21 protein-coding genes are annotated in these 19,913 nt (G+C 62.5%); 13 read left to right on the top strand and 8 right to left on the bottom strand.

Translation table 11 applies throughout. The features are described from left to right. The first annotated feature begins 109 nt into the window (after positions 1-109). From BLU85_RS17480 to BLU85_RS17455, 6 genes are all read left to right on the top strand, one after another. Positions 110-1,390: a glycerate kinase type-2 family protein gene (locus tag BLU85_RS17480; protein ID WP_092201770.1), complete on the top strand. Its 1,281-nt coding sequence runs from the start codon at positions 110-112 to the stop codon at positions 1,388-1,390. Continuing rightward, the gene (gene pyk, locus BLU85_RS17475; protein ID WP_092201768.1) at positions 1,380-2,795 is read left to right on the top strand and encodes a pyruvate kinase; all 1,416 of its coding nucleotides are present in this window, start codon (positions 1,380-1,382) and stop codon (positions 2,793-2,795) included. The genes BLU85_RS17480 and pyk overlap by 11 nt, the downstream gene beginning before the upstream one ends. Before the next feature lie 114 nt (positions 2,796-2,909). Next, complete coding sequence (locus tag BLU85_RS17470) at positions 2,910-3,809, top strand: urea transporter (protein WP_092201765.1); 900 nt, start codon at positions 2,910-2,912, stop codon at positions 3,807-3,809. A 20-nt stretch (positions 3,810-3,829) separates the two neighbouring features. Further along, entirely contained in the window at positions 3,830-4,654 is an 825-nt protein-coding gene (locus BLU85_RS17465) for an ion transporter (RefSeq protein ID WP_092201763.1), read from the top strand. A gap of 96 nt (positions 4,655-4,750) precedes the next feature. After that, positions 4,751-5,749 (top strand): sulfate ABC transporter substrate-binding protein, encoded by a 999-nt coding sequence (locus BLU85_RS17460; protein WP_092201761.1) that lies wholly within the window; start codon positions 4,751-4,753, stop codon positions 5,747-5,749. 249 nt (positions 5,750-5,998) lie between these two features. Then, entirely contained in the window at positions 5,999-7,201 is a 1,203-nt protein-coding gene (locus tag BLU85_RS17455; protein ID WP_092201759.1) for an MFS transporter, read from the top strand. A 59-nt stretch (positions 7,202-7,260) separates the two neighbouring features. Here the strand turns inward: BLU85_RS17455 and BLU85_RS17450 are convergent, their stop codons facing one another. The 4 genes from BLU85_RS17450 to BLU85_RS17435 all read right to left on the bottom strand — a co-directional run bounded on the left by BLU85_RS17450 (position 7,261) and on the right by BLU85_RS17435 (position 10,666). Beyond that, positions 7,261-7,452: a PLDc N-terminal domain-containing protein gene (locus tag BLU85_RS17450; protein ID WP_003204476.1), complete on the bottom strand. Its 192-nt coding sequence runs from the start codon at positions 7,450-7,452 to the stop codon at positions 7,261-7,263. Positions 7,453-7,523: 71 nt separating this feature from the next. Further along, a complete protein-coding gene (locus BLU85_RS17445) occupies positions 7,524-8,054 on the bottom strand; it encodes a hypothetical protein (protein ID WP_092201757.1) in 531 nt (176 codons plus the stop codon). 169 nt (positions 8,055-8,223) lie between these two features. Further along, on the bottom strand, positions 8,224-8,745 hold the full coding sequence (locus BLU85_RS17440) for an ankyrin repeat domain-containing protein (RefSeq protein WP_092201755.1): 522 nt from the start codon (positions 8,743-8,745) through the stop codon (positions 8,224-8,226). Positions 8,746-8,839: 94 nt separating this feature from the next. Further along, entirely contained in the window at positions 8,840-10,666 is a 1,827-nt protein-coding gene (locus BLU85_RS17435) for a long-chain-acyl-CoA synthetase (RefSeq protein WP_092201753.1), read from the bottom strand. 355 nt (positions 10,667-11,021) lie between these two features. Here BLU85_RS17435 and BLU85_RS17430 point away from each other — a divergent pair, with 355 nt between their 5' ends. After that, positions 11,022-11,300, top strand: coding sequence for a DUF3509 domain-containing protein (locus tag BLU85_RS17430; protein ID WP_003204481.1), 279 nt, complete (start codon positions 11,022-11,024; stop codon positions 11,298-11,300). A 156-nt stretch (positions 11,301-11,456) separates the two neighbouring features. Here the strand turns inward: BLU85_RS17430 and BLU85_RS17425 are convergent, their stop codons facing one another. Genes BLU85_RS17425 through aroC form a run of 3 tightly spaced genes read right to left on the bottom strand, consistent with a single transcriptional unit; the run spans position 11,457 to position 14,308 of the window. Beyond that, a complete protein-coding gene (locus BLU85_RS17425) occupies positions 11,457-12,002 on the bottom strand; it encodes a 1,2-dihydroxy-3-keto-5-methylthiopentene dioxygenase (RefSeq protein WP_092201751.1) in 546 nt (181 codons plus the stop codon). Between the two features lie 34 nt (positions 12,003-12,036). Beyond that, a complete protein-coding gene (locus BLU85_RS17420; RefSeq protein WP_092201749.1) occupies positions 12,037-13,182 on the bottom strand; it encodes an MFS transporter in 1,146 nt (381 codons plus the stop codon). Positions 13,183-13,216: 34 nt separating this feature from the next. After that, a complete protein-coding gene (aroC, locus tag BLU85_RS17415; protein WP_060741135.1) occupies positions 13,217-14,308 on the bottom strand; it encodes a chorismate synthase in 1,092 nt (363 codons plus the stop codon). A 143-nt stretch (positions 14,309-14,451) separates the two neighbouring features. On the opposite strand from aroC, the gene BLU85_RS17410 reads away from it, so the two are divergent. Then, entirely contained in the window at positions 14,452-15,417 is a 966-nt protein-coding gene (locus BLU85_RS17410; RefSeq protein ID WP_092201747.1) for an alpha/beta hydrolase, read from the top strand. Positions 15,418-15,523: 106 nt separating this feature from the next. Beyond that, complete coding sequence (locus BLU85_RS17405; protein WP_092201745.1) at positions 15,524-16,312, top strand: hypothetical protein; 789 nt, start codon at positions 15,524-15,526, stop codon at positions 16,310-16,312. Between the two features lie 142 nt (positions 16,313-16,454). On the opposite strand, the gene prmB is transcribed toward BLU85_RS17405, so the two are convergent. Next, positions 16,455-17,363: a 50S ribosomal protein L3 N(5)-glutamine methyltransferase gene (gene prmB / locus BLU85_RS17400; RefSeq protein WP_092201743.1), complete on the bottom strand. Its 909-nt coding sequence runs from the start codon at positions 17,361-17,363 to the stop codon at positions 16,455-16,457. 254 nt (positions 17,364-17,617) lie between these two features. Here prmB and BLU85_RS17395 point away from each other — a divergent pair, with 254 nt between their 5' ends. The 4 genes from BLU85_RS17395 to folE all read left to right on the top strand — a co-directional run bounded on the left by BLU85_RS17395 (position 17,618) and on the right by folE (position 19,913). After that, complete coding sequence (locus BLU85_RS17395) at positions 17,618-18,208, top strand: cysteine hydrolase family protein (protein WP_024618514.1); 591 nt, start codon at positions 17,618-17,620, stop codon at positions 18,206-18,208. Between the two features lie 130 nt (positions 18,209-18,338). After that, the gene (locus BLU85_RS17390; RefSeq protein WP_060741130.1) at positions 18,339-18,659 is read left to right on the top strand and encodes a hypothetical protein; all 321 of its coding nucleotides are present in this window, start codon (positions 18,339-18,341) and stop codon (positions 18,657-18,659) included. 73 nt (positions 18,660-18,732) lie between these two features. Beyond that, positions 18,733-19,290 carry a Smr/MutS family protein gene (locus BLU85_RS17385; protein ID WP_053146321.1) on the top strand — a complete coding sequence of 186 codons (558 nt, stop codon included), beginning with the start codon at positions 18,733-18,735 and terminating at the stop codon, positions 19,288-19,290. Positions 19,291-19,367: 77 nt separating this feature from the next. Further along, positions 19,368-19,913 carry a GTP cyclohydrolase I FolE gene (gene folE / locus BLU85_RS17380; RefSeq protein WP_003204506.1) on the top strand — a complete coding sequence of 182 codons (546 nt, stop codon included), beginning with the start codon at positions 19,368-19,370 and terminating at the stop codon, positions 19,911-19,913.

Genomic DNA, 19,913 nt, shown 5'->3' with positions numbered 1-19,913 from the left:
TAACGGTAGCCCAGCCAACATCGTTGCTGAATGTAAAACCGCTATCGCGAGCAAGCTCGCTCCCACAGGGTCCGCATCAACACCCATAATAAAAAACCGGGAGTCCGCCATGTCGGTCGATCCGCAACAACTGCTGCGCGAGCTGTTTGCCACAGCCATCGACGCGGCCCATCCGCACCACGTCCTTGAACACTACCTGCCCAGCGACCGCAGCGGCCGGGTGATCGTCATTGGCGCCGGCAAGGCCGCGGCGGCCATGGCGCAAGTGGTCGAACGCTGCTGGCAGGGTGAAGTGTCCGGCCTGGTGGTGACCCGCTACGGCCATGGCGCGCCCTGCCAGAAAATCGAAGTGGTGGAAGCCGCCCACCCGGTGCCTGACGCCGCGGGCCTGGCCGTGGCCCAGCGGGTACTGGAGCTGGTGAGCAATCTCAGCGAAGACGACCGGGTGATCTTCCTCTTGTCCGGCGGCGGCTCCGCCCTGCTCGCCTTGCCCGCCGAAGGCATCACCCTGGCCGACAAGCAGTCGATCAACAAAGCCTTGCTCAAGTCCGGTGCGACCATTGGCGAGATGAATTGCGTGCGCAAGCACCTCTCGGCGATCAAGGGCGGGCGCCTGGGCAAGGCCTGTTGGCCGGCGACGGTGTACACCTACGCGATTTCCGATGTGCCGGGTGACCTGGCCACGGTCATCGCATCCGGCCCCACGGTGGCCGACCCCAGTACATCGGCCGAAGCCCTGGCGATTCTCCAGCGCTACCACATCGATGTGCCGGCGTCGGTGCGCGACTGGCTGCACAACCCAGCGTCGGAAACCGTCAAGCCCGGCGACCCGAGCCTGGCCCGCAGCCACTTCCAATTGATCGCCCGTCCCCAGCAATCCCTGGAAGCCGCAGCGGTGAAGGCTCGCCAGGCCGGTTTCAGCCCGTTGATCCTCGGCGACCTGGAAGGCGAATCCAGGGAGGTGGCGAAAGTCCATGCCGGCATTGCCCGGCAAATCGCCTTGCACGGCCAGCCGCTGGCGGCGCCGTGCGTGATTCTCTCCGGCGGCGAAACCACCGTTACCGTGCGCGGCGATGGCCGTGGCGGGCGCAATGCCGAATTCCTGCTGAGCCTGACCGACAGCCTCAAGGGCCATCCCGGCATCTATGCGCTGGCCGGCGACACCGACGGCATCGACGGTTCCGAAGACAACGCCGGCGCCCTCATGACCCCGGACAGCTATCGCCGCGCCGCCAAACTGGGCCTGTGCGCCAGCGACGAGTTGGACAACAACAATGGCTACGGCTACTTCGCCACCCTGGATGCGCTGATCGTCACCGAACCGACCCGCACCAACGTCAACGACTTTCGCGCCATCCTGATCCTCGAGAACCCCCAACATGACGCCTGATAAAAAGGTCAAGATCCTCGCGACCCTCGGCCCCGCCACCCGTGGGATCGATGACATCCGCGAGCTGGTACAGGCCGGCGTGAACATCTTCCGCCTGAACTTCAGCCACGGCGACCATACGGACCACGCCCAGCGCTACCAGTGGATTCGTGACGTCGAGCAGCAGCTCAATTACCCCCTGGGCATCCTGATGGACCTGCAAGGTCCGAAGCTGCGGGTTGGCCAATTCGCCGACGGCAAGGTCCTGCTGCAACGGGGCCAGGCCCTGCGCCTGGATCTGGACCCGACGCCGGGTGATCAACGCCGGGTCAACCTGCCCCACCCGGAAATCATCGCGGCCCTGGAGCCGGGCATGGACCTGCTGCTGGACGACGGCAAGTTGCGCCTGCGCGTGACCGCCAGGCACCGCGACGCCATCGACACCGAAGTGCTCAACGGCGGCGAGCTGTCGGACCGCAAAGGCGTGAACGTGCCCCAGGCCGTGCTCGACCTGAGCCCGTTGACCGCCAAGGACCGGCGCGACTTGAGTTTCGGCCTGGAGCTGGGCGTGGACTGGGTGGCATTGTCGTTCGTGCAGCGGCCCGAGGACATCCGCGAAGCTCGCGCGCTGATCGGCGACAAGGCGTTCCTGATGGCGAAGATCGAGAAGCCGTCGGCGGTGACCCAACTGCGGGAAATCGCCGAATTGAGCGATGCGATCATGGTCGCCCGCGGCGACCTGGGGGTCGAAGTCCCGGCCGAAAGCGTGCCGCAGATTCAGAAAAACATCATTGGCACCTGCCGCGCCCTGGGCAAACCGGTGGTGGTGGCCACCCAGATGCTCGAGTCGATGCGCTTTTCCCCGGCGCCCACCCGCGCCGAAGTCACTGACGTTGCCAACGCCGTGGCCGAAGGGGCTGATGCAGTGATGCTGTCGGCAGAAACCGCCTCAGGGGATTACCCCCTCGAAGCCGTGCAGATGATGAGCAAGATCATCCGCCAGGTGGAAAACGGTCCCGACTACCAGGCGCAGCTGGACGTCAGCCGACCGAAAGCCGAGGCCACGGTGTCGGATGCCATCAGCTGCGCGATCCGGCGCATCAGCAGCATCCTGCCGGTGGCGGTGCTGGTGAACTACAGCGAATCCGGCAGCTCCAGCCTGCGCGCGGCGCGGGAACGGCCGGCGGTGCCGATCCTCAACCTCACGCCGAACCTGCAGGCCGCCCGCCGCCTGACGGTGGCCTGGGGCGTGCACTCGGTGGTCAATGATCGGTTGAAGCAGGTGGACGAAGTCTGTTCCACCGCCCTGGAAATCGCCCAGGCCCAAGGCATGGCCCAGCGTGGCGATACCTTGCTGATCACCGCGGGCGTGCCGTTCGGGCAGCCGGGGTCGACCAATTCGCTGCGCATCGAGACGTTGATCTAGCGTCTGTACTGGCCTCATCGCGAGCAAGCTCGCTCCCACAGGGGCTGCGGTGCCCTTGTGGGAGCGAGCTTGCTCGCGATGAAGTCGACTCGGTCCCTCTGGCACACACCTACCATGCCCAACACCCACTGCCCCGACTGGGCCACCGCCCTGCTCAACGGCTTCAGCCAGGTTTTTCTCCAGCGCCATCCGCTGTGCGGCCTGCTGTGCCTGTTGGCGATCCTGCTCACGGCGCCCGCCCTGTTCGGCGGCGCATTGCTCGGCGGGGTGGCCGGGTTGCTGACGGCCCAGCGACGCGGTTACACCAAGGCCGACCGGCAAGCCGGACTGTTCAGCTACAACGGCATCCTGCTGGGCTTGCTGCTGAGCCTGGCGTTGCCCTGGTCCACCCTGTTGCCACCGCTGATCATCGCCGCGGGTGGCCTCAGCGCGATGCTGACCCAGCAATGGCTCAAGCGCACCCGAGGCCCTCGTTGCCTGCCCGCCTATACCGCGCCCTTTGTCGGGCTGGCTTGGCTGCTGATGGGGTTCACCCTGCCGCAGCCCGCCGTCACCTCGATTGAAATGACCCTGCCCAACCTGCTGGCCGCGCTTCTGAGCGGACTGGGCCAGGTCATGTTTCTCGACCATCCAGCGGCCGGTGCGCTGATCGCCGCCGGTCTGCTGCTGGCCAACCGGCGCGCCGGCGCGTGGGCATTGTTCGCTTCCGCCTTCGGCCTGGCCTTCGCCTTGTCGCAGCATGAAAACGCAACCGCCCTGTCCGGGCTGGGCGGCTATAACCCGGTGTTGGTGGCGCTGGCCCTCAGCCAACAGCGCCGCCCATGGCTGCCGCTGATGGGCATCGTCCTGGCAATCATGCTCACGCCAGGCTTTACCGCCCTCGGCCTGCCTCCCCTGACAGCGCCGTTCATCCTCGCCTGCTGGCTGATCCAGGCCACCGGCCGGGCGTGGCGTCAGGCCAGCCTCGACATCGCGCCTTGCGCTGTACGGGGCAATCCCCCTAGGCTTCGCTGATTCCGGTTCAGGCGAAGATTATGCAAAGCAGCGACAACTGGCGTGAACGCCTCTACGTGATCATTTTCCAGACCGACACCGTGGCCGGCCGGCGCTTCGACAGCACCCTGCTGTTGATCATCCTCGCCAGCCTGGTGATCGTGATGCTCGATAGCATCGACAGCGTGCACAAGCACTATGCGGCCCTGCTGGCGGCTATCGAGTGGGGCTTCACGTTCATCTTCATCGTCGAATACGGCCTGCGCCTGTACTGCTCGCCCAAGCCGCTGCGCTATGCCTTCAGTTTCTACGGCCTGGTGGATCTGCTGGCGATCGTGCCGGGGATCCTGGCGCTGTACTACAGCGATGCCCAATACCTGCTGATCATTCGGATCATCCGCATGCTGCGGATTTTCCGCGTGCTCAAGCTCAGCCCTTACCTCAAGCAAGCCAACTACCTGATGGCGGCGCTGCGCGGGAGCAAGCAGAAAATCATCGTGTTCCTGGTCAGCGTCTCGACCCTGGTGACCGTCTTCGGCACGCTGATGTACGTCATCGAAGGCCCCGAGCACGGTTTCACCAGCATCCCCAAGGGTATCTATTGGGCTATCGTGACACTGACCACCGTAGGCTTCGGCGACATCGTGCCCAAGACGCCCCTGGGCCAAGTGGTGTCGTCCTTGGTGATGATCACCGGTTACTCGATCATCGCCGTGCCAACGGGTATTTTCACGGCTGAACTGGCCACGGCCATGCGCGGTGACCAGCTCAGGCACGATTGCCCGGTGTGCAGCAAAAACAACCACGAACACGGCGCCGCTTTCTGCTCCCGTTGTGGCAATGCACTGTTTAAGAAATTGGAATAAGCAAAGCACTTTTTGATGCTTGAAGGTCTATAGGCATGCAGCTAGTGTGCTGGCTAATTGCCCGGAATCCCCGTTCAAATAAAAAGGAATTCGTAAGTGAAGAACTTCTTTGGCGCCTCCCTTCTCGCCGTTGGCCTGACCTTCGGCAGCCTGGCCCACGCCGCCCCGATCCTGCTTAACGTTTCCTACGACGTCATGCGCGACTTCTACAAGGACTACAACGCAGCCTTCCAGAAGCACTGGCAGGCCGAGCACAACGAAAACATCACCGTGCAAATGTCGTTCGGCGGCTCCAGCAAACAGGCGCGCTCGGTGATCGACGGGCTGCCGGCGGATGTCATCACCATGAACATGGCCACCGACATCAACGCCCTGGCGGACAATGGCAAGCTGGTGCCCGAGAACTGGGTCACCCGCCTGCCGAACAACAGCGCGCCGTTCACCTCGGCCACGGTGTTCATCGTGCGCAAAGGCAACCCCAAAGCACTGAAGGACTGGCCCGACCTGCTCAAGGACGGTGTGCAGGTGATCGTGCCCAATCCGAAAACCTCCGGCAACGGTCGCTACACCTACCTGTCGGCCTGGGGTTACGTGCTGAAAAATGGCGGTGACGAGAACAAGGCCAAGGCCTTCGTCGGCAAACTGTTCAAGCAGGCGCCGGTTCTGGACACTGGCGGTCGCGCCGCGACGACCACCTTCATGACCAACCAGATCGGCGACGTGCTGGTGACCTTTGAAAACGAGGCGGAAATGATCGCCCGCGAGTTCGGCCGCGACCAGTTCGAAGTGATCTACCCAAGCGTTTCCGCCGAGGCCGAGCCACCGGTGAGCGTGGTCGACAAAGTCGTCGAGAAAAAAGGCTCCCGCGAAGCCGCCGAGGCCTACCTCAAATACCTGTGGTCGCCCGAAGGCCAGGAAATCGCTGCCGCCAACTACCTGCGCCCACGGGACCCGGCAGTACTGGCCAAATACACCGACCGCTTCCCGAAAGTGGACTTCCTGTCCGTGGAAAAAACCTTCGGCGACTGGCGCACGGTGCAGAAGACTCACTTCAATGACGGTGGGATTTTCGACCAGATCTATAGCGGGCAGTGAGGCTCGACTCGCCTCAAAACCACGCTGTCAGCCAAGTGCAAACCTGTGGGAGCGAGCTTGCTCGCGATTGCGGCTTCATTCCAACATCATTGATGTAGAACAGACCGTTATCGCGAGCAAGCTCGCTCCCACAGGATCTGATCGTTGCCATTAATTCCCGGCATGACTGATATCAGCCACAAGCCCTGTTCCTGAGCCCCGCAAGTCTTTAGCCTCACGCCATCCTTTCAATCGATCGATGAGATTGCCATGAGTGCTCATTCACCCACCTCGCCCGGCAGCACCCTGACCCGCGGCATGGTCCTGCTCTTCGCCTTCTGCTGCGGCGCCATTGTCGCCAACATCTACTACGCCCAACCCATCATCGAACTGATCGCACCCGATGTCGGCCTGAGCAGCACCATGGCCAGCCTGATCGTCTCGCTGACCCAGATCGGTTATGCCCTGGGCCTGTTTTTCCTGGTGCCGTTGGGTGACTTGCTGGAGAACCGTCGACTGATGATTCTCACCACGCTGGTGGCGATTGCCAGCTTGCTGGGGGCGGCGTTCACTGACCAGCCGAATGTGTTCCTGCTGGTCTCGCTGCTGGTGGGATTCAGTTCGGTGTCGGTGCAAGTCCTGATTCCGCTGGCCGCGCACCTGGCGCCGGAGGAGTCCCGGGGGCGGGTCGTCGGTGGGATCATGGGCGGCCTGCTGCTCGGGATCCTGCTGGCGCGGCCGGTCTCCAGCGTCGTGGCCGATCACTTCGGCTGGAGGGCCATGTTCATCATCGCCGCCGCGTTGATGGTCGCGATCAGCATCGTCCTGGCGCTGACCGTGCCCAAGCGCCAGCCCGACCATAGCGCCTCCTATGGTCAACTGCTGGGTTCGCTCGGCACCCTGCTGCGCCAACAACCGCTGTTGCGCCAACGGGCGTTCTATCAAGCCTGCATGTTCGCCACGTTCAGCCTGTTCTGGACCGCCGTGCCGCTGGAGCTGTCACGCAACCATGGCCTGTCCCAGACTGAAATCGCCCTGTTCGCCCTGGTCGGTGCCATCGGTGCCATCGCCGCGCCCATCGCCGGTCGCCTGGCGGATGCCGGCCATACCCGCAACGCCTCGCTGCTGGCGATGCTGTTCGCCAGCCTGAGTTTCCTGCCGGCGTTCATCCATCCGCTCTATAGTGTGATCGGCCTGGCGGTGACCGGCGTGGTCCTGGACTTCTGCGTGCAGATGAACATGGTCCTGGGCCAGCGCACCATCTACGCCCTCGATGCCAAGAGTCGCAGCCGGCTGAATGCGCTGTACATGACCAGCATCTTCGTCGGCGGCGCCTTTGGCTCATCGATTGCCAGCGCGGTATACGAGCACGGCGGCTGGTTGTGGGTGGTGATCGTCGGCAGCGCCTTTCCGCTGTTGGCCTTGCTGCGCTTCTTGAGTGCCTCGCGCAAGCCGTCCCTGGCCACGGCCTGAAACCCCACGCATAAAAAATGCCCGGTCGCTCGAGGCGACCGGGCATTTTCATGGAGCGGTCAAATCCGCACGTTGCCACGCGGCCCGGCAATCGCCCAGATGATCAGGCCCAGGACCGGCAGCAGCAGGATCAGCAGCACCCAGAGAATTTTCATCCCGGTTTCCGCGCCACTCTTGAGCACATTGATGATCGCCCAGATATCGAGCGCCAGGATAATCAGGCCGACCAGGCCGTTGAAGGTGGAACCCATGGTGTCGCTCCCAAATGGTGATAGGCACCCTTAGGATAGCGGGCCCCAGGCAAGGGTTCCGTTTTATTGCTTCAGACGTGGACCGCGACCTTGAGAGCTTCCAAGGCCGGCGCGGCGGCGATGCCGACTTCGGCACACAGTTCCAGCACCTGCGGCACGTCGTTGCCGTACACCAGCACCATTTGCAATTCATCGTCGAGCAACTGGCTGAAGTTCATCAGCACGTAGCCGCCGTTTTCCTTGTTCAGGCTGCTCATCTGGATCTGGATGCGGTTGAGCGCGGTCAGGGCTTCGGTTTTCGCCAGCTGCTTGGGCTTGAGATTGAACGCCACGCCAGGGCCGAACGAGGCGACGATCTGTTCGAACAGGTCCACGTAGGTGTCGGCCTGGAACAGCACGGTGTCCGGCAGGCTGCCCACCACCACCCACTCACCCAACGGGATCGGGAACGTGTCGTCGTAGTTGATATCGGGGTTGGCGGCCAGGAAAGCCGTCGGATCGGCGTAGGCCTGGGCCGCTTCGTCAGCGATTTTCGCGATGTCCGCCTCGCCGAGGCAGCCGGAGCTGATTTTACCGACGAGTTCGATGAGAGCGGCTTTCATGGGGGTGAATCCTGTGGCGAAGGGTGTCTTTAGGGCGGGCAGGATAGCGCATCACATCGGTCCGTAGGAGCTGCCGAGCGAAGCGAGGCTGCGATCTTTTGATCTTGATCGCTCGCTTGAGATTCAACTGTCAGGTGAAAGATCGCAGCCTCGCTTCGCTCGGCAGCTCCTACAGGGCCAACATTTTTTCCAACTGCGCCGTGGTGTCCACCGCGCCCATGGTCCTGGCGGCATCGAGGGCCGAGACGCCGTTGGCGTCCTTGGCTTTCGGGTCGGCGCCTTTGCCGATCAGGTAGTCGACGATTTCCACCCGGTTGAACATCGCCGCCATCATCAAGGCGGTACGGCCATCGAAGGAGGCGCCCTCCACTTGCGCGCCGCCGTCCACCAACGCCGAGACCACTGCCAGGTCGCCCTTGAACGCCGCGCCGGCAATCGGGCTCTGGCCGTTGTCGTTGCGGATTTCCGGATCGGCCTTGTGCTCCAGCAGCACTTTCACCGTTTCCACATGCCCGTGGTAAGCGGCCAGCATCAACAGGGTGTCGCCCTTGTGATTACGCAGGTTGGGCGGCAGGCCCTTGCTCAGGAGCGCGGCCATCATGGCCGCGTCGCCCTGGCGTGCGACGTTGAACACCTGCTCGGCAAACTCGGCAGCCTCTTCCGGGGTCATCTGGCGGCTTGTATCGGACATGGGAAACTCCACTCGGCTCTTCGCAAAGCGGCTAGTTTCCCGAGGGCCCCGGGCGCTGTCATCCCTTTTTTCACTGTGCCCGCCATAGCCAGGATCAATAACGCAATTGTCCATCCTGGATCCGCACCGCGAGTTGCCGGTCCACCCGCACGTACGTATCGGTACCCGGCAGCCAGGCATAGACCGGCTCATCCCCGGCGACGCACGGGTCGAACCCTTCAGCCTTCAGGCGCGTCTTCCGGTACTTGAAGGTGCCGGTGGTGTCCATCTTCACCTTGATGCGCAGGAACAGCGGCACGGCATAGGCGGGCAACTTGCATTGCAAGAATTGCAGCAGCTCGCTGAAGTCCAGGGTCGCCAGGGATTCGGACGGGGTGATCGCCGCCATGCCGGCACGGCCATTGGTGCCATTGATCTCCACGCCATAAGCCACCGCCTCGGCCACCTGCGGGTGTTGCAGCAAGACGTTTTCGACTTCCGTGGTGGAGACGTTCTCGCCTTTCCAGCGATAGGTGTCGCCGAGGCGATCGACGAACTGCCCATGCCCGAAGCCGATGTTGCGCAGCAGGTCTCCGGTGTTGAAGTAACGGTCCCCCAGCACGAAGACATCCCGGCAGATGGTTTTTTCGGTCAAGGCTTGCTCGGTGTAGCCATCCAGTGGCGCCTTCTCGTCGATCCGCGCCAGCAGCAGGCCCGGTTGGCCCTTGGGCACTTTTTGCATGCGACCCTGCAGGTTGCGCAGCGGCAGGCCACTGGCATGGTCGTACTGCACCAATTCCCAGCCCATCAGGGAGAACCCGACAGTGTTGTCGAAATTCAGGACGTTGGTGAACCCGATATTGCCGTCGCTGGCCGCATACAGCTCGCAGATATGATCGATGCCGAACCGCGTCTTGAAGGCCGACCAGGCCCCGGGCCGCAGGCCGTTGCCGATCATTTTCTTCGCACCGTGGTGGCGGTCATCGGCAACGACGGGCTGGTCGATCAGGTACCGGCACAACTCACCGACATACCCCAATGTGGTCGCCCGGTAACGGCGCACATCGCTCCAGAACTGGCTGGCGCTGAACTTGCGTCGAATCGCGAACCCCGACGCGCCACAGATCGCCGCGCCCCAACACACGCACAGGCCGGTGGCGTGGTACAGCGGCAAGGTGCAATAGACGACATCATCGGGCCGCATGTCCAGGGCGATCAGGCCGAAGCTGGTGGAGGTGCGCATCCAGCGACCATGGCGAAACACCCCGGCCTTGGGCAGCCCGGTGGTGCCCGAAGTGTAGAGGTAAAAACACGGATCGTTGCAGAAAACCTCGCGGCTGCACGCCGGGTTATCGTCCGGGTAATCCTCGCAACCGGCCATCAGGTCGACGAAACCGGACGGCACATCGACGCCGTCCTGATCCGCCAGCCACCAGGTCCTGTTGACCGGCAGTGCGGTGCGCGCTCGCACATCGTTGAAAGCCGCGACCCGCTCATCCCCGACCAGCACCGCGATCGGGTTGACCAGGGCCAGGCTGTGCACCAGCGCATCGCCGGTTTGCGAGGTGTTGAGCATGGCACTGACCGCGCCCACCTTGGCCATCGCCAGCACGCTGATCAACAACTGCGGCCGGTTCTCGACGAATATCGCCACACAGTCGCCCTTGCCGATGCCTTGGGCCAACAGGTAATGGGCGATGCGATTGGCCTGCCCGTTGACCTGTGCATAACTCAACACCGTATCGCCACACAGCAGCGCCGGGCCCTCGGGATTGCGTCGGGTGGCCTGTTCGAAACACCAGCCCAGGCCACACGGTTGGGTCGGATCCTGGACATTGGCCAGCTTCCTGCCTTTGACGATCCGGGGAACGGCTCTGGCGATGGCTGGCAGCTTGCGCAGCATCATGCCCCAGGTAATGGCGTCGCTGGATGTACGACTCATGTGATCTTCCCCGTTCGACCTCGTGGGTCTCGGTTCTTGTTATCGGGCTGGCGGTGATTTTGGCTCGAAAGTACGCCGCCGGTCGCGGCACTGTACATGCGGTTTTTGCAATGTTTTGTATCTGCTGCCCGAGGCAGGCGAAGCGTGAGCGCCGGAAAACGATTTGGTTCCAAATATCGTTGCCCGACCACGCAAAATGCAGGATGCACGATGGCCGTTCATGCAAGATGCACGAAAGCGAAAATCGAGCAAAAACGTAACACATTGTTTTTTAAAGTAATTTTAAGGTGATAAATGCTGGCACAGACAGTGCAACTACCCCTCCACGGTTTGCCACACCATGGAGCAGTCAACTATGAACATGATTCAAGAAAAGTTTGCATCCCTGTTTTCCAACTACGAAGTGACCACTCAACCCCGCCCGGATGGCGGCATTCTGCTGACCTTGCGTAATAGCGACGGCAAGCTGTTCAAACGCACGATTTCCTATGCGCAACTGCACGCGGGGGATCAGTTGTCCTGGGCGATCAGCGCGATCCGTCGCGACTTGGCCGAACAGGCCAGCGAGTTGCCCCAGATCACGCTGTTGCAGAGCCAGCATCGGTTTGCGCTGCCGACTTACCACAGCGCTTGAGTCTGCCGGAAACTCGCGTTGCTGTTGACTGGAAAACGGCGCTTCTTTCAGAAATGGGAAGCGCCGTTTTTTGCGTCTTGCAAAAGCCCGCCGTGTTCCGGGCGATGGGTGGGCCTATCCGTTCGACGGTAACGGCCGCTCACTTTTGAACGCAGGTCAGTCTTCCAGGCGAGGAAACCGGCGAGCGATATCATCGCCTGTGAACTCCGCGACCACCCCCTGGGCGTCACCGGACAAACGGATCGAAACAAAATGCGGCCGCTCCCCCCTGTCAAACCAATGCGGCGTACCGGCAGGCACCGTTATCAGATCGTTCCTTTCACACAGCACCGCATAGACATAATCGCCAATGTGCAGGTTAAACAACCCTCGACCGCTGACGAAAAATCGTACCTCGTCCTGGCCATGGCGATATTCATCAAGCCACTCAGCCTGCGGCTCCACCTGTTCGGTGTGATCGCTGCTCACGCTGACCACATCGACCGCAACGTAACCCCGCTCAGTCATCAACGCATCGATCTGAGCCTGGTAAGCCGCGATGATGTCCTCCTCACTGGCCCCCGGCTGAATTTTCGCCGCCGCTTCCCAGCGATCGAAGCGAACACCTTGTTCGGCCAGGGTCGCGGCAATGTCCTCGAAATGAGTCAACACCTTGTTCGGAAGGTCAGGGCTCGAGACGTGATAAACGGACAGGCTGCTCATGACAATGGCTCCAGCAAATTAATGGTTCGAAGGCTCATGGCCGGTCCTCTTGCATGCGTGTCGCAATGATAACGGCTGCCGCGAACGCGGCGAGGCTGGCGAGGCTGAACGTCCAACTGGCGCCCAGGGCGTTCCAGCTGTAGCCGGCGTACAACGCGCCCAAGGCCCCGCCGGTACCGGCCAGCGCGGCATACAGCGCCTGCCCCTGGCCTTGCTGGCGAGGACCGAAGCTGCGTTGCACGAAATGGATGGCCGCGGCGTGGAAGCTGCCGAAGGTCGCCGCATGCAGCACCTGGGCGAACAACAACACCCAGAGAAACTCGGCCAGCGAGCCCAGCAACAGCCAGCGCAACGCCGCCAACAGGAAACTGGCCAGCAGTACCCGACGCACGGAAAACCGCGCCAGGATCCGGCTCATCAGCAGGAAGACCAAGACTTCCGCCACCACACCGACCGCCCAGAGCAGCCCGATCAACCCACGGCTGTAGCCCAGGCGTTCGAGGTGCAACGTCAGGAAGGTGTAATACGGCCCGTGGCTCACCTGCATCAGGCCCACGCAGGTGTAGAACGCCAGCACGCCAGGGTTGCGCAGTTGCCGCAGGAAGCCCTCCCCCACGACTCGCGGCCCCTGCAAGGGCTGGGCGTTGGGCACCCAGAAGCTGGCAAGGACGATGCCGGCCATGATCAACACCAGCGCCACCGGGTAGATGTCCAGGCTCAGCCATTCGAACAAGCGGCCGAGCACGACCACGGTGATGATGAAACCGATGGAGCCCCACAAGCGGACCTGGCTGTAGCGCGAGGCCTGCCCGCTCAAGTGGGCCAGGGTGATGACTTCGAACTGCGGCAACACTGCGTGCCAGAAGAATGCATGCAAAGCCATGACCATCGCCAGCCAGGCGTAGCTTTTATCGATGAAGATCAGCGAGAAGGTCAGCAGCGTGCAGATCGCGCCAAACCGCACGATCGCCAAGCGTCGGCCGGTGTAATCCCCCAGCCAGCCCCAGATGTTCGGCGCCACGCAGCGCATCAGCATCGGGATCGCCACCAGCTCACCGATGCGCGCCGCGTTGAAGCCCAGGTGATCGAAATACAGCGCCAGGAACGGCGCCGTCGAACCCAGCAGGGCGAAATAGAACAGGTAGAAGCTGGAGAGCCGCCAGTACGGCAGTGCCGCCATGGTCGTCAGGCCACGGCGGCTGGCAGGCCGGCCATCAAAGTTGCCCCAGCACCGGGGTGCTGACGCGGACGTCGGCGTTCTGGCCGCGATGACGCAACAGATGATCCATCAGCACGATGGCCATCATGGCTTCAGCGATGGGCGTGGCACGAATGCCGACGCACGGGTCGTGACGGCCCTTGGTGATCACATCGACAGGGTTGCCATGGATGTCGATGGAGCGCCCCGGCGTGGTGATGCTGGACGTCGGTTTCAAGGCCAGGTGCGCCACGATCGGCTGGCCCGAGGAAATGCCGCCGAGGATACCGCCGGCATTGTTGCTGAGGAAACCGTCCGGAGTCAGTTCGTCACGGTGCTCGGTGCCACGCTGGGCGACACAGGCGAAACCGGCGCCGATCTCCACGCCTTTCACCGCGTTGATGCTCATCAGCGCGTGGGCCAGCTCGGCGTCGAGGCGGTCGAAGATCGGCTCGCCCAGGCCCGGCATCACGCCCTCGGCCACCACGGTGATCTTCGCACCGACCGAATCCTGGTCACGGCGCAGTTGGTCCATGTAGGCCTCGAGTTCCGGCACCTTGTCCGGGTCGGGGCAGAAGAAAGCGTTCTGCTCTACCGAATCCCAGGTCTTGAACGGGATTTCGATGGGCCCCAACTGGCTCATGTAGCCACGGATGACGATGCCCTGGCTGGCCAGGTACTTCTTGGCGATCGCCCCGGCCGCCACGCGCATGGCGGTTTCCCGGGCCGAGCTGCGGCCGCCGCCGCGGTAGTCGCGCTCGCCGTATTTATGGTGATAGGTGTAGTCGGCGTGGGCCGGGCGGAACAGGTCCTTGATGGCCGAGTAGTCCTTGGACTTCTGGTCGGTGTTGCGGATCAGCAGGCCGATGGCGCAGCCGGTGGTGCGCCCTTCGAACACCCCGGAGAGGATTTCGACTTCATCGGCTTCCTGGCGCTGGGTGGTGTGGCGGCTGGTACCGGGCTTGCGACGGTCCAGGTCACGCTGCAGGTCGTCCAGGGAAATCTCCAGCCCCGGCGGGCAGCCGTCGACAATGGCGACCAACGCCGGGCCATGGCTTTCGCCCGCGGTGGTGACAGTGAACAGCTTGCCGTAGGTATTGCCGGACATGCAGGGTGCTCCGTGAAAAACGCTGAGAGACTCAACCTTGGATTCGTAGTGGGCGCCAGTATACGCAGGCTCCCCGCGTAGTTCATCCTCGAACCTTATCGGCGGCCACCAGTCCAACCGGCACCTTCGCAACTAATGGCGTGATGATGTTAAAGCTGCTTGCCCTAAGCCTTACCTTGTTTACCGGCCTGTTTTCCTGCCTGGCACAGGCCACGGTGCTGCAACGCCCCATCAGCCTCGACACCGGCAGCGGTGAGCTTTTCGGCTCGTTGTTGCTGCCCAAGTCCGACACGCCGGTGCCGGTTGTCCTGATCATTTCCGGGTCCGGTCCTACGGATCGCGACGGCAACAACCCCGAGGGCGGGCGTAACGACAGCCTCAAGCGCCTGGCCTGGGTGCTGGCCAGGCACAACATCGCCAGCGTGCGCTATGACAAACGAGGCGTGGCCGCCAGCCTCGCGGCGACCCCGGACGAGCGCAACCTGAGCGTCGAGGCCTATGTGGCCGATGCCGTGGCCTGGAGCCACAAGCTCGCCGCCGATCCACGCCTGGGCCCGTTGATCCTGCTGGGCCACAGTGAAGGTGCGCTGATCGCCAGCCTCGCCGCGCCCCAGGCCAACGCGGCAGCGGTGATTTCGCTGTCCGGCAGTGCCCGGCCGATCGACCAGGTATTGCGCCAACAACTGAGCAACCGCCTGCCGCCGCCGTTGATGCTGCGCAGCAATGAGCTGCTCGACAGTCTCAAGGCCGGTCGGCTCGACAGCAACGTGCCGGCGCAACTGCAGGTCATTTTCCGCCCCAGCGTACAGCCCTACCTGATTTCGCTGTTCCGCCAGGACCCGGCCCGGGCCTTCGCCGCGCTGAAGATGCCAGCCTTGATCATTCAGGGCAGCAACGATATCCAGGTCGGCGCCGATGATGCCCGGCAGTTGAAAGCCGCCAAGCCCGACGCCGAACTGGCGCTGATCGAGGGCATGAACCACGTGATGCGCATCGTGCCCAACGACGTGAAACGACAATTGGCCTCCTACAAGGACCCCAACCTGCCCTTGGCGGCCGAACTGGGTACGCGGATTCTGCGTTTTATTGACTCGTTAGCCGCGCGTTAGGCGGTTTTAGTCGATTTAGCTTCAGTACTGGCAAAAACAGCCGATAACCCGGTGTCGGATAGCGCAATGGCTACCGACCCGCCGGCCTGGACAGGATTTTGCCGTTATGACTGAAACTCAAGCTTCCCCCGACACCGCTGCCGAAGCCCCCGCCTCGTCTGCGGTGGAGCTGCCGTGGGCCGATGTGCATACCGAGCATCACAAAATGCTCCGCCTGGCGCCGCTCAAGACCGACCGCGCCACCGGTGTGCGGCCGCTGCGGTTTGTCGAGTTCAGCTATGTCGAGCGCCACAGCAAGGAACGCAGCCTGCTGCGCATGAGCATCCAGTTGCCGAACCAGCGGGTGCGCAAGGAACAGAATCATCTGGATGTCTGGGCCGACCACGTCGAAAAACGCCTGTTCTTTTCGCCGGAAAACCTGCAAATCGAGCCGTTGAATCGGGGCATCGGCCGTTTCCTCGCGGCCCAAGGCATTACCTGGGCCAAGAAGCGCTGGTCGGCCTACCAGGTCGAGGGTTCCGACCTGGATAACAAGGACGCCCTGAACGAAGACACTCGCCTGCGCCGCGACCGCTTCCTCAAGGCCCAGGGTTTCGAGGTGGCCTACGCCGACGCCCAGCACCTCAAGGGCAGCATCAAGCCGGCCCAGGTGGGCGATTTGGTCGGGGACTGGAACACCGAGAAGCTGCAGTTCGTGACCATCCTTGAAGCCGCGCAGATGCTGCAACAAGCCGAGCAGAACCTGGCGGAACAGGAAGTCAAACTCAAGCAGCAGGAAGATAAGGTCACCAAGTTCAAGCGCGAAGACGCCGGCCTGCGCTTCACCATCACCTGCCTGGTGGCCTTTGCCATGTTCCAGGCGGGATTGCTGATCTGGATTGCGACGCGCCATTGAACTCAATAGCGCGTGAGTAACCCTGTGGGAGCGAGCTTGCTCGCGATAGCGATGGATCAGTCAACTGCAATGTGGCTGATCCGACGCCATCGCGAGCAAGCTCGCTCCCACAGTGGGTGTATCCGGATGGACTAAGAGGGGATCAAACCCGCGAAGCGAACAACCCCTGGTGCTGGCGGCACTGCTCGGCGCTGAGCATGAACACGCCATGGCCGCCGCGCTCGAAGTCGAGCCAGGCGAAATCGATTTCCGGGTACAGCGCCTCGACATGCACCTGGCTGTTGCCAACCTCGACAATCAACAATCCCTTCTCGGTCAGATGATCGGCCGCCTCGGCCAGCATCCGGCGAACCAGGTTCAAGCCATCATCGCCACAGGCCAGGCCCAGCTCCGGTTCGTGCTGGTATTCCGGCGGCATGTCGGCGAAGTCTTGCGCATCGACGTAAGGCGGGTTCGACACGATCAGGTCGAAACGCTGCCCCGGCAAACCGTCGAAACCATCGCCCTGGACGGTGAACACGCGCTCATCGACGCCATGGCGCTCAATGTTCTGGTTGGCCACTTCCAGTGCTTCGAACGACAGGTCGGCCAGCACCACCTCGGCCTCCGGGAATTCATAGGCGCAGGCAATGCCGATGCAGCCGGAACCGGTGCACAGGTCGAGAATCCGTGCCGGCGCCTGGCCCAGCCAAGGCTCAAAACGCTTATCGATCAGTTCACCAATGGGCGAGCGTGGAATGAGCACCCGTTCATCGACGATGAACGACATGCCGCAGAACCAGGCCTCACCCAACAGGTAAGCCGTCGGGATACGCTCGGCAATACGCCGACGCAGCAGACGTTGCACATGGACCAACTCTTCGTCTTCAAGACGGCAGTCCAGGTAGCTATCGGCGATTTCCCACGGCAGGTGCAACGCGCCCAACACCAGTTGCCGGGCTTCGTCCCACGCATTGTCGGTGCCATGGCCGAAAAACAGATCCTCCCCATGGAAACGGCTGACGGCCCAACGGATATGGTCGCGCAGGGTACGGAGACGGGAAGTGATCACGGCGGCAAACTCCAGAAAAATCGACGGGCGAGTCTACCAGCCAAACGCGGCCCCACCCAAACGCGCCATGATGACGAACGAAAAGGGCCGGACCAATCGTAGGATTTATCCGTTTTTTGCACCATCTATTGAACAGGACGAGCATCTTGACAAGGCTGTAGGCCAGCAACGGCGGCCCTTGCGATGGAAGCGATTCACAGAACCGCTCAGCCAGAGGACAATGTCGCAAAAGCCCCACTCGAAGGAGCCCCAGAATGTCCGTTCCAAAAACGATGTTTCAACTCAGCGGCCGTGGTTATGCAGCGGCCAATCTGAGTCAAGCGACCTTGATCATCATCGATGCCCAGAAGGAATACCTCGCAGGGCCCCTGGCCCTGAGCGGCATGGATGCAGCCGTCGCGAACATCAAGCAACTGCTCGGCGCGGCCCGTGCAGCCGGTCGCCCGATCGTGCATGTGCGCCACCTGGGCACCCATGGCGGGCTGTTCGATCCACAAGGCGAACGCGGGGAATTCATTCCCGGCCTCGAACCCCAGGGCGACGAAACCGTGGTCGAAAAGTTGCTACCCAGCGCCTTCCACGGCACCGAACTGAAAAAGCGCCTGGAAGATTTCGGCCCCCTGGATCTGATCGTGTGTGGATTCATGAGCCACTCCAGTGTCAGCACCACCGTGCGCGCCGCCAAGAACCTGGGCTTTCGCTGCACCCTGGTGGAAGACGCCTGCGCCACCCGCGACCTGCCTTACAAGGGCGGTGTCCTCAGCGCCGAACACGTGCAGCAGACCGAAATGGCGATCATGGCCGACAACTTCGCCACCCTGGCCTTGACCCGCGACTTCACCTGATGCGCCTTGATGAGCGGCCCGTCCTGCCGCTCATCCGCAAAAGCCTCTCATTTGCCGCAATTGCCCTACCTTCAGGAACAACCCGAATATCTTCCGGTCGAAGGGCCGATACCCATTGAGGAAGGTCGGAATGAAGTTATCCGATGGTTTTGACGCACGTCGCTTGCGGCCCAAGGGCCCGAGCAACTGGCGTTTTCGTTTTGGCGCGGCGATCGCTGCGCTCCTGGCAACACTCGGTGTCCTGCTGGCCATGGCCGGTGCAGCCAGCCTGCTGGGCCGTCCACCCGCACTGGGCGAGTTGAATGCCACCCCGCTGGGTTCGGCGATCATCCTGGCAGCCGGTCTTGTCGTACTGCTATTGGGCGTCTGGCTCTGGCGCCGCTGCCGCCGTCGCGCCCGCCAATCCCTGGAGCTGGCCATGGCTCCACACCTGATGAAAAAGCACGACTGATCCGCCACCCGACGTTTTGTCGCGCCTGATCCCGCCAGAGTTGGGTAAACTGGTCGGCTTCGCGGAGGCTGACATGCAAGACGACGACTTTTCCCTGTTCAAAAGTGCGATCCAGGGCGTAAAACCGATCAAGCACGACCGTGCCGAGACCGGCAAGCCCAAGGCCGATCGCGCACAAATCGCCAAGCTGCGCCAGGCCGCCACCGTGCGCACCGACGCCACGACCGTGGACGGCTTGTCCGATCAGTTCGTGATCGACGTCGGGCCGGAAGACGAGCTGATGTGGGCCCGCGACGGTGTCCAGGAAAGCCAGATGCGCAAGCTGAAGGTCGGCCAGATCCCCTTCGAAGGCAGCCTCGACCTGCACGGCATGAGCGTCGAAAAAGCCCGGGAAACCCTTTGGGCGTTCCTGGCCGAAGCCACCCGATTCGAAATCCGCTGCGTGCGCGTCACCCATGGCAAAGCCGTACGCCTGGACGGCAAGCGACCGATGATCAAGAGCCACGTCAACACCTGGTTGCGCCAGCACCCGCAAGTGCTGGGCTTCACCTCCTGCCAGGCGAAACACGGTGGCGCCGGGGCGGTCTACGTGATGCTCAAGCGCACCATGATGGAAGGCCGCGACGAATAGCCTTCGCTTGCCGAGCTTGCAGCGCCGTGTCCGCCACCGTACCCTTGCCCTTTGCGAAAAATCCCACAGGTAGCTTCATGTCTCTGGAACAGAATTACACCGCGATTCTCGGCCAACTGGGCGAGGACGTTTCCCGCGAGGGCCTGCTCGACACGCCCAAGCGCGCTGCCAAGGCCATGCAGTACCTCTGCCGCGGTTATGAACAAACGCTGGAAGAAGTCACCAACGGTGCCTTGTTCAGCTCCGATAACAGCGAGATGGTGCTGGTCAAGGACATCGAGTTGTACTCGTTGTGCGAACACCACCTGCTGCCTTTCATCGGCAAGGCCCACGTGGCCTACATCCCGAGCGGCAAGGTGCTGGGGTTGTCGAAAGTCGCGCGCATCGTCGACATGTATGCGCGGCGCCTGCAGATCCAGGAAAACCTCAGCCGCCAGATCGCCGACGCGGTCCAGCAAGTGACCGGCGCCCTGGGTGTGGCGGTGGTGATCGAGGCCAAGCACATGTGCATGATGATGCGCGGTGTGGAAAAGCAGAATTCCTCGATGATCACTTCGGTGATGCTCGGCGAGTTCCGGGAAAACGCCGCCACTCGCAGCGAATTCCTCAGCCTCATCAAGTAA

Source organism: Pseudomonas sp. NFACC14 (genome assembly GCF_900106885.1).
Taxonomy (GTDB): Bacteria; Pseudomonadota; Gammaproteobacteria; order Pseudomonadales; family Pseudomonadaceae; genus Aquipseudomonas; species Aquipseudomonas fluorescens_AA.
Note: the sequence above shows the minus strand (reverse complement) of the source record. Positions and strands in the feature narration are given on the sequence as shown.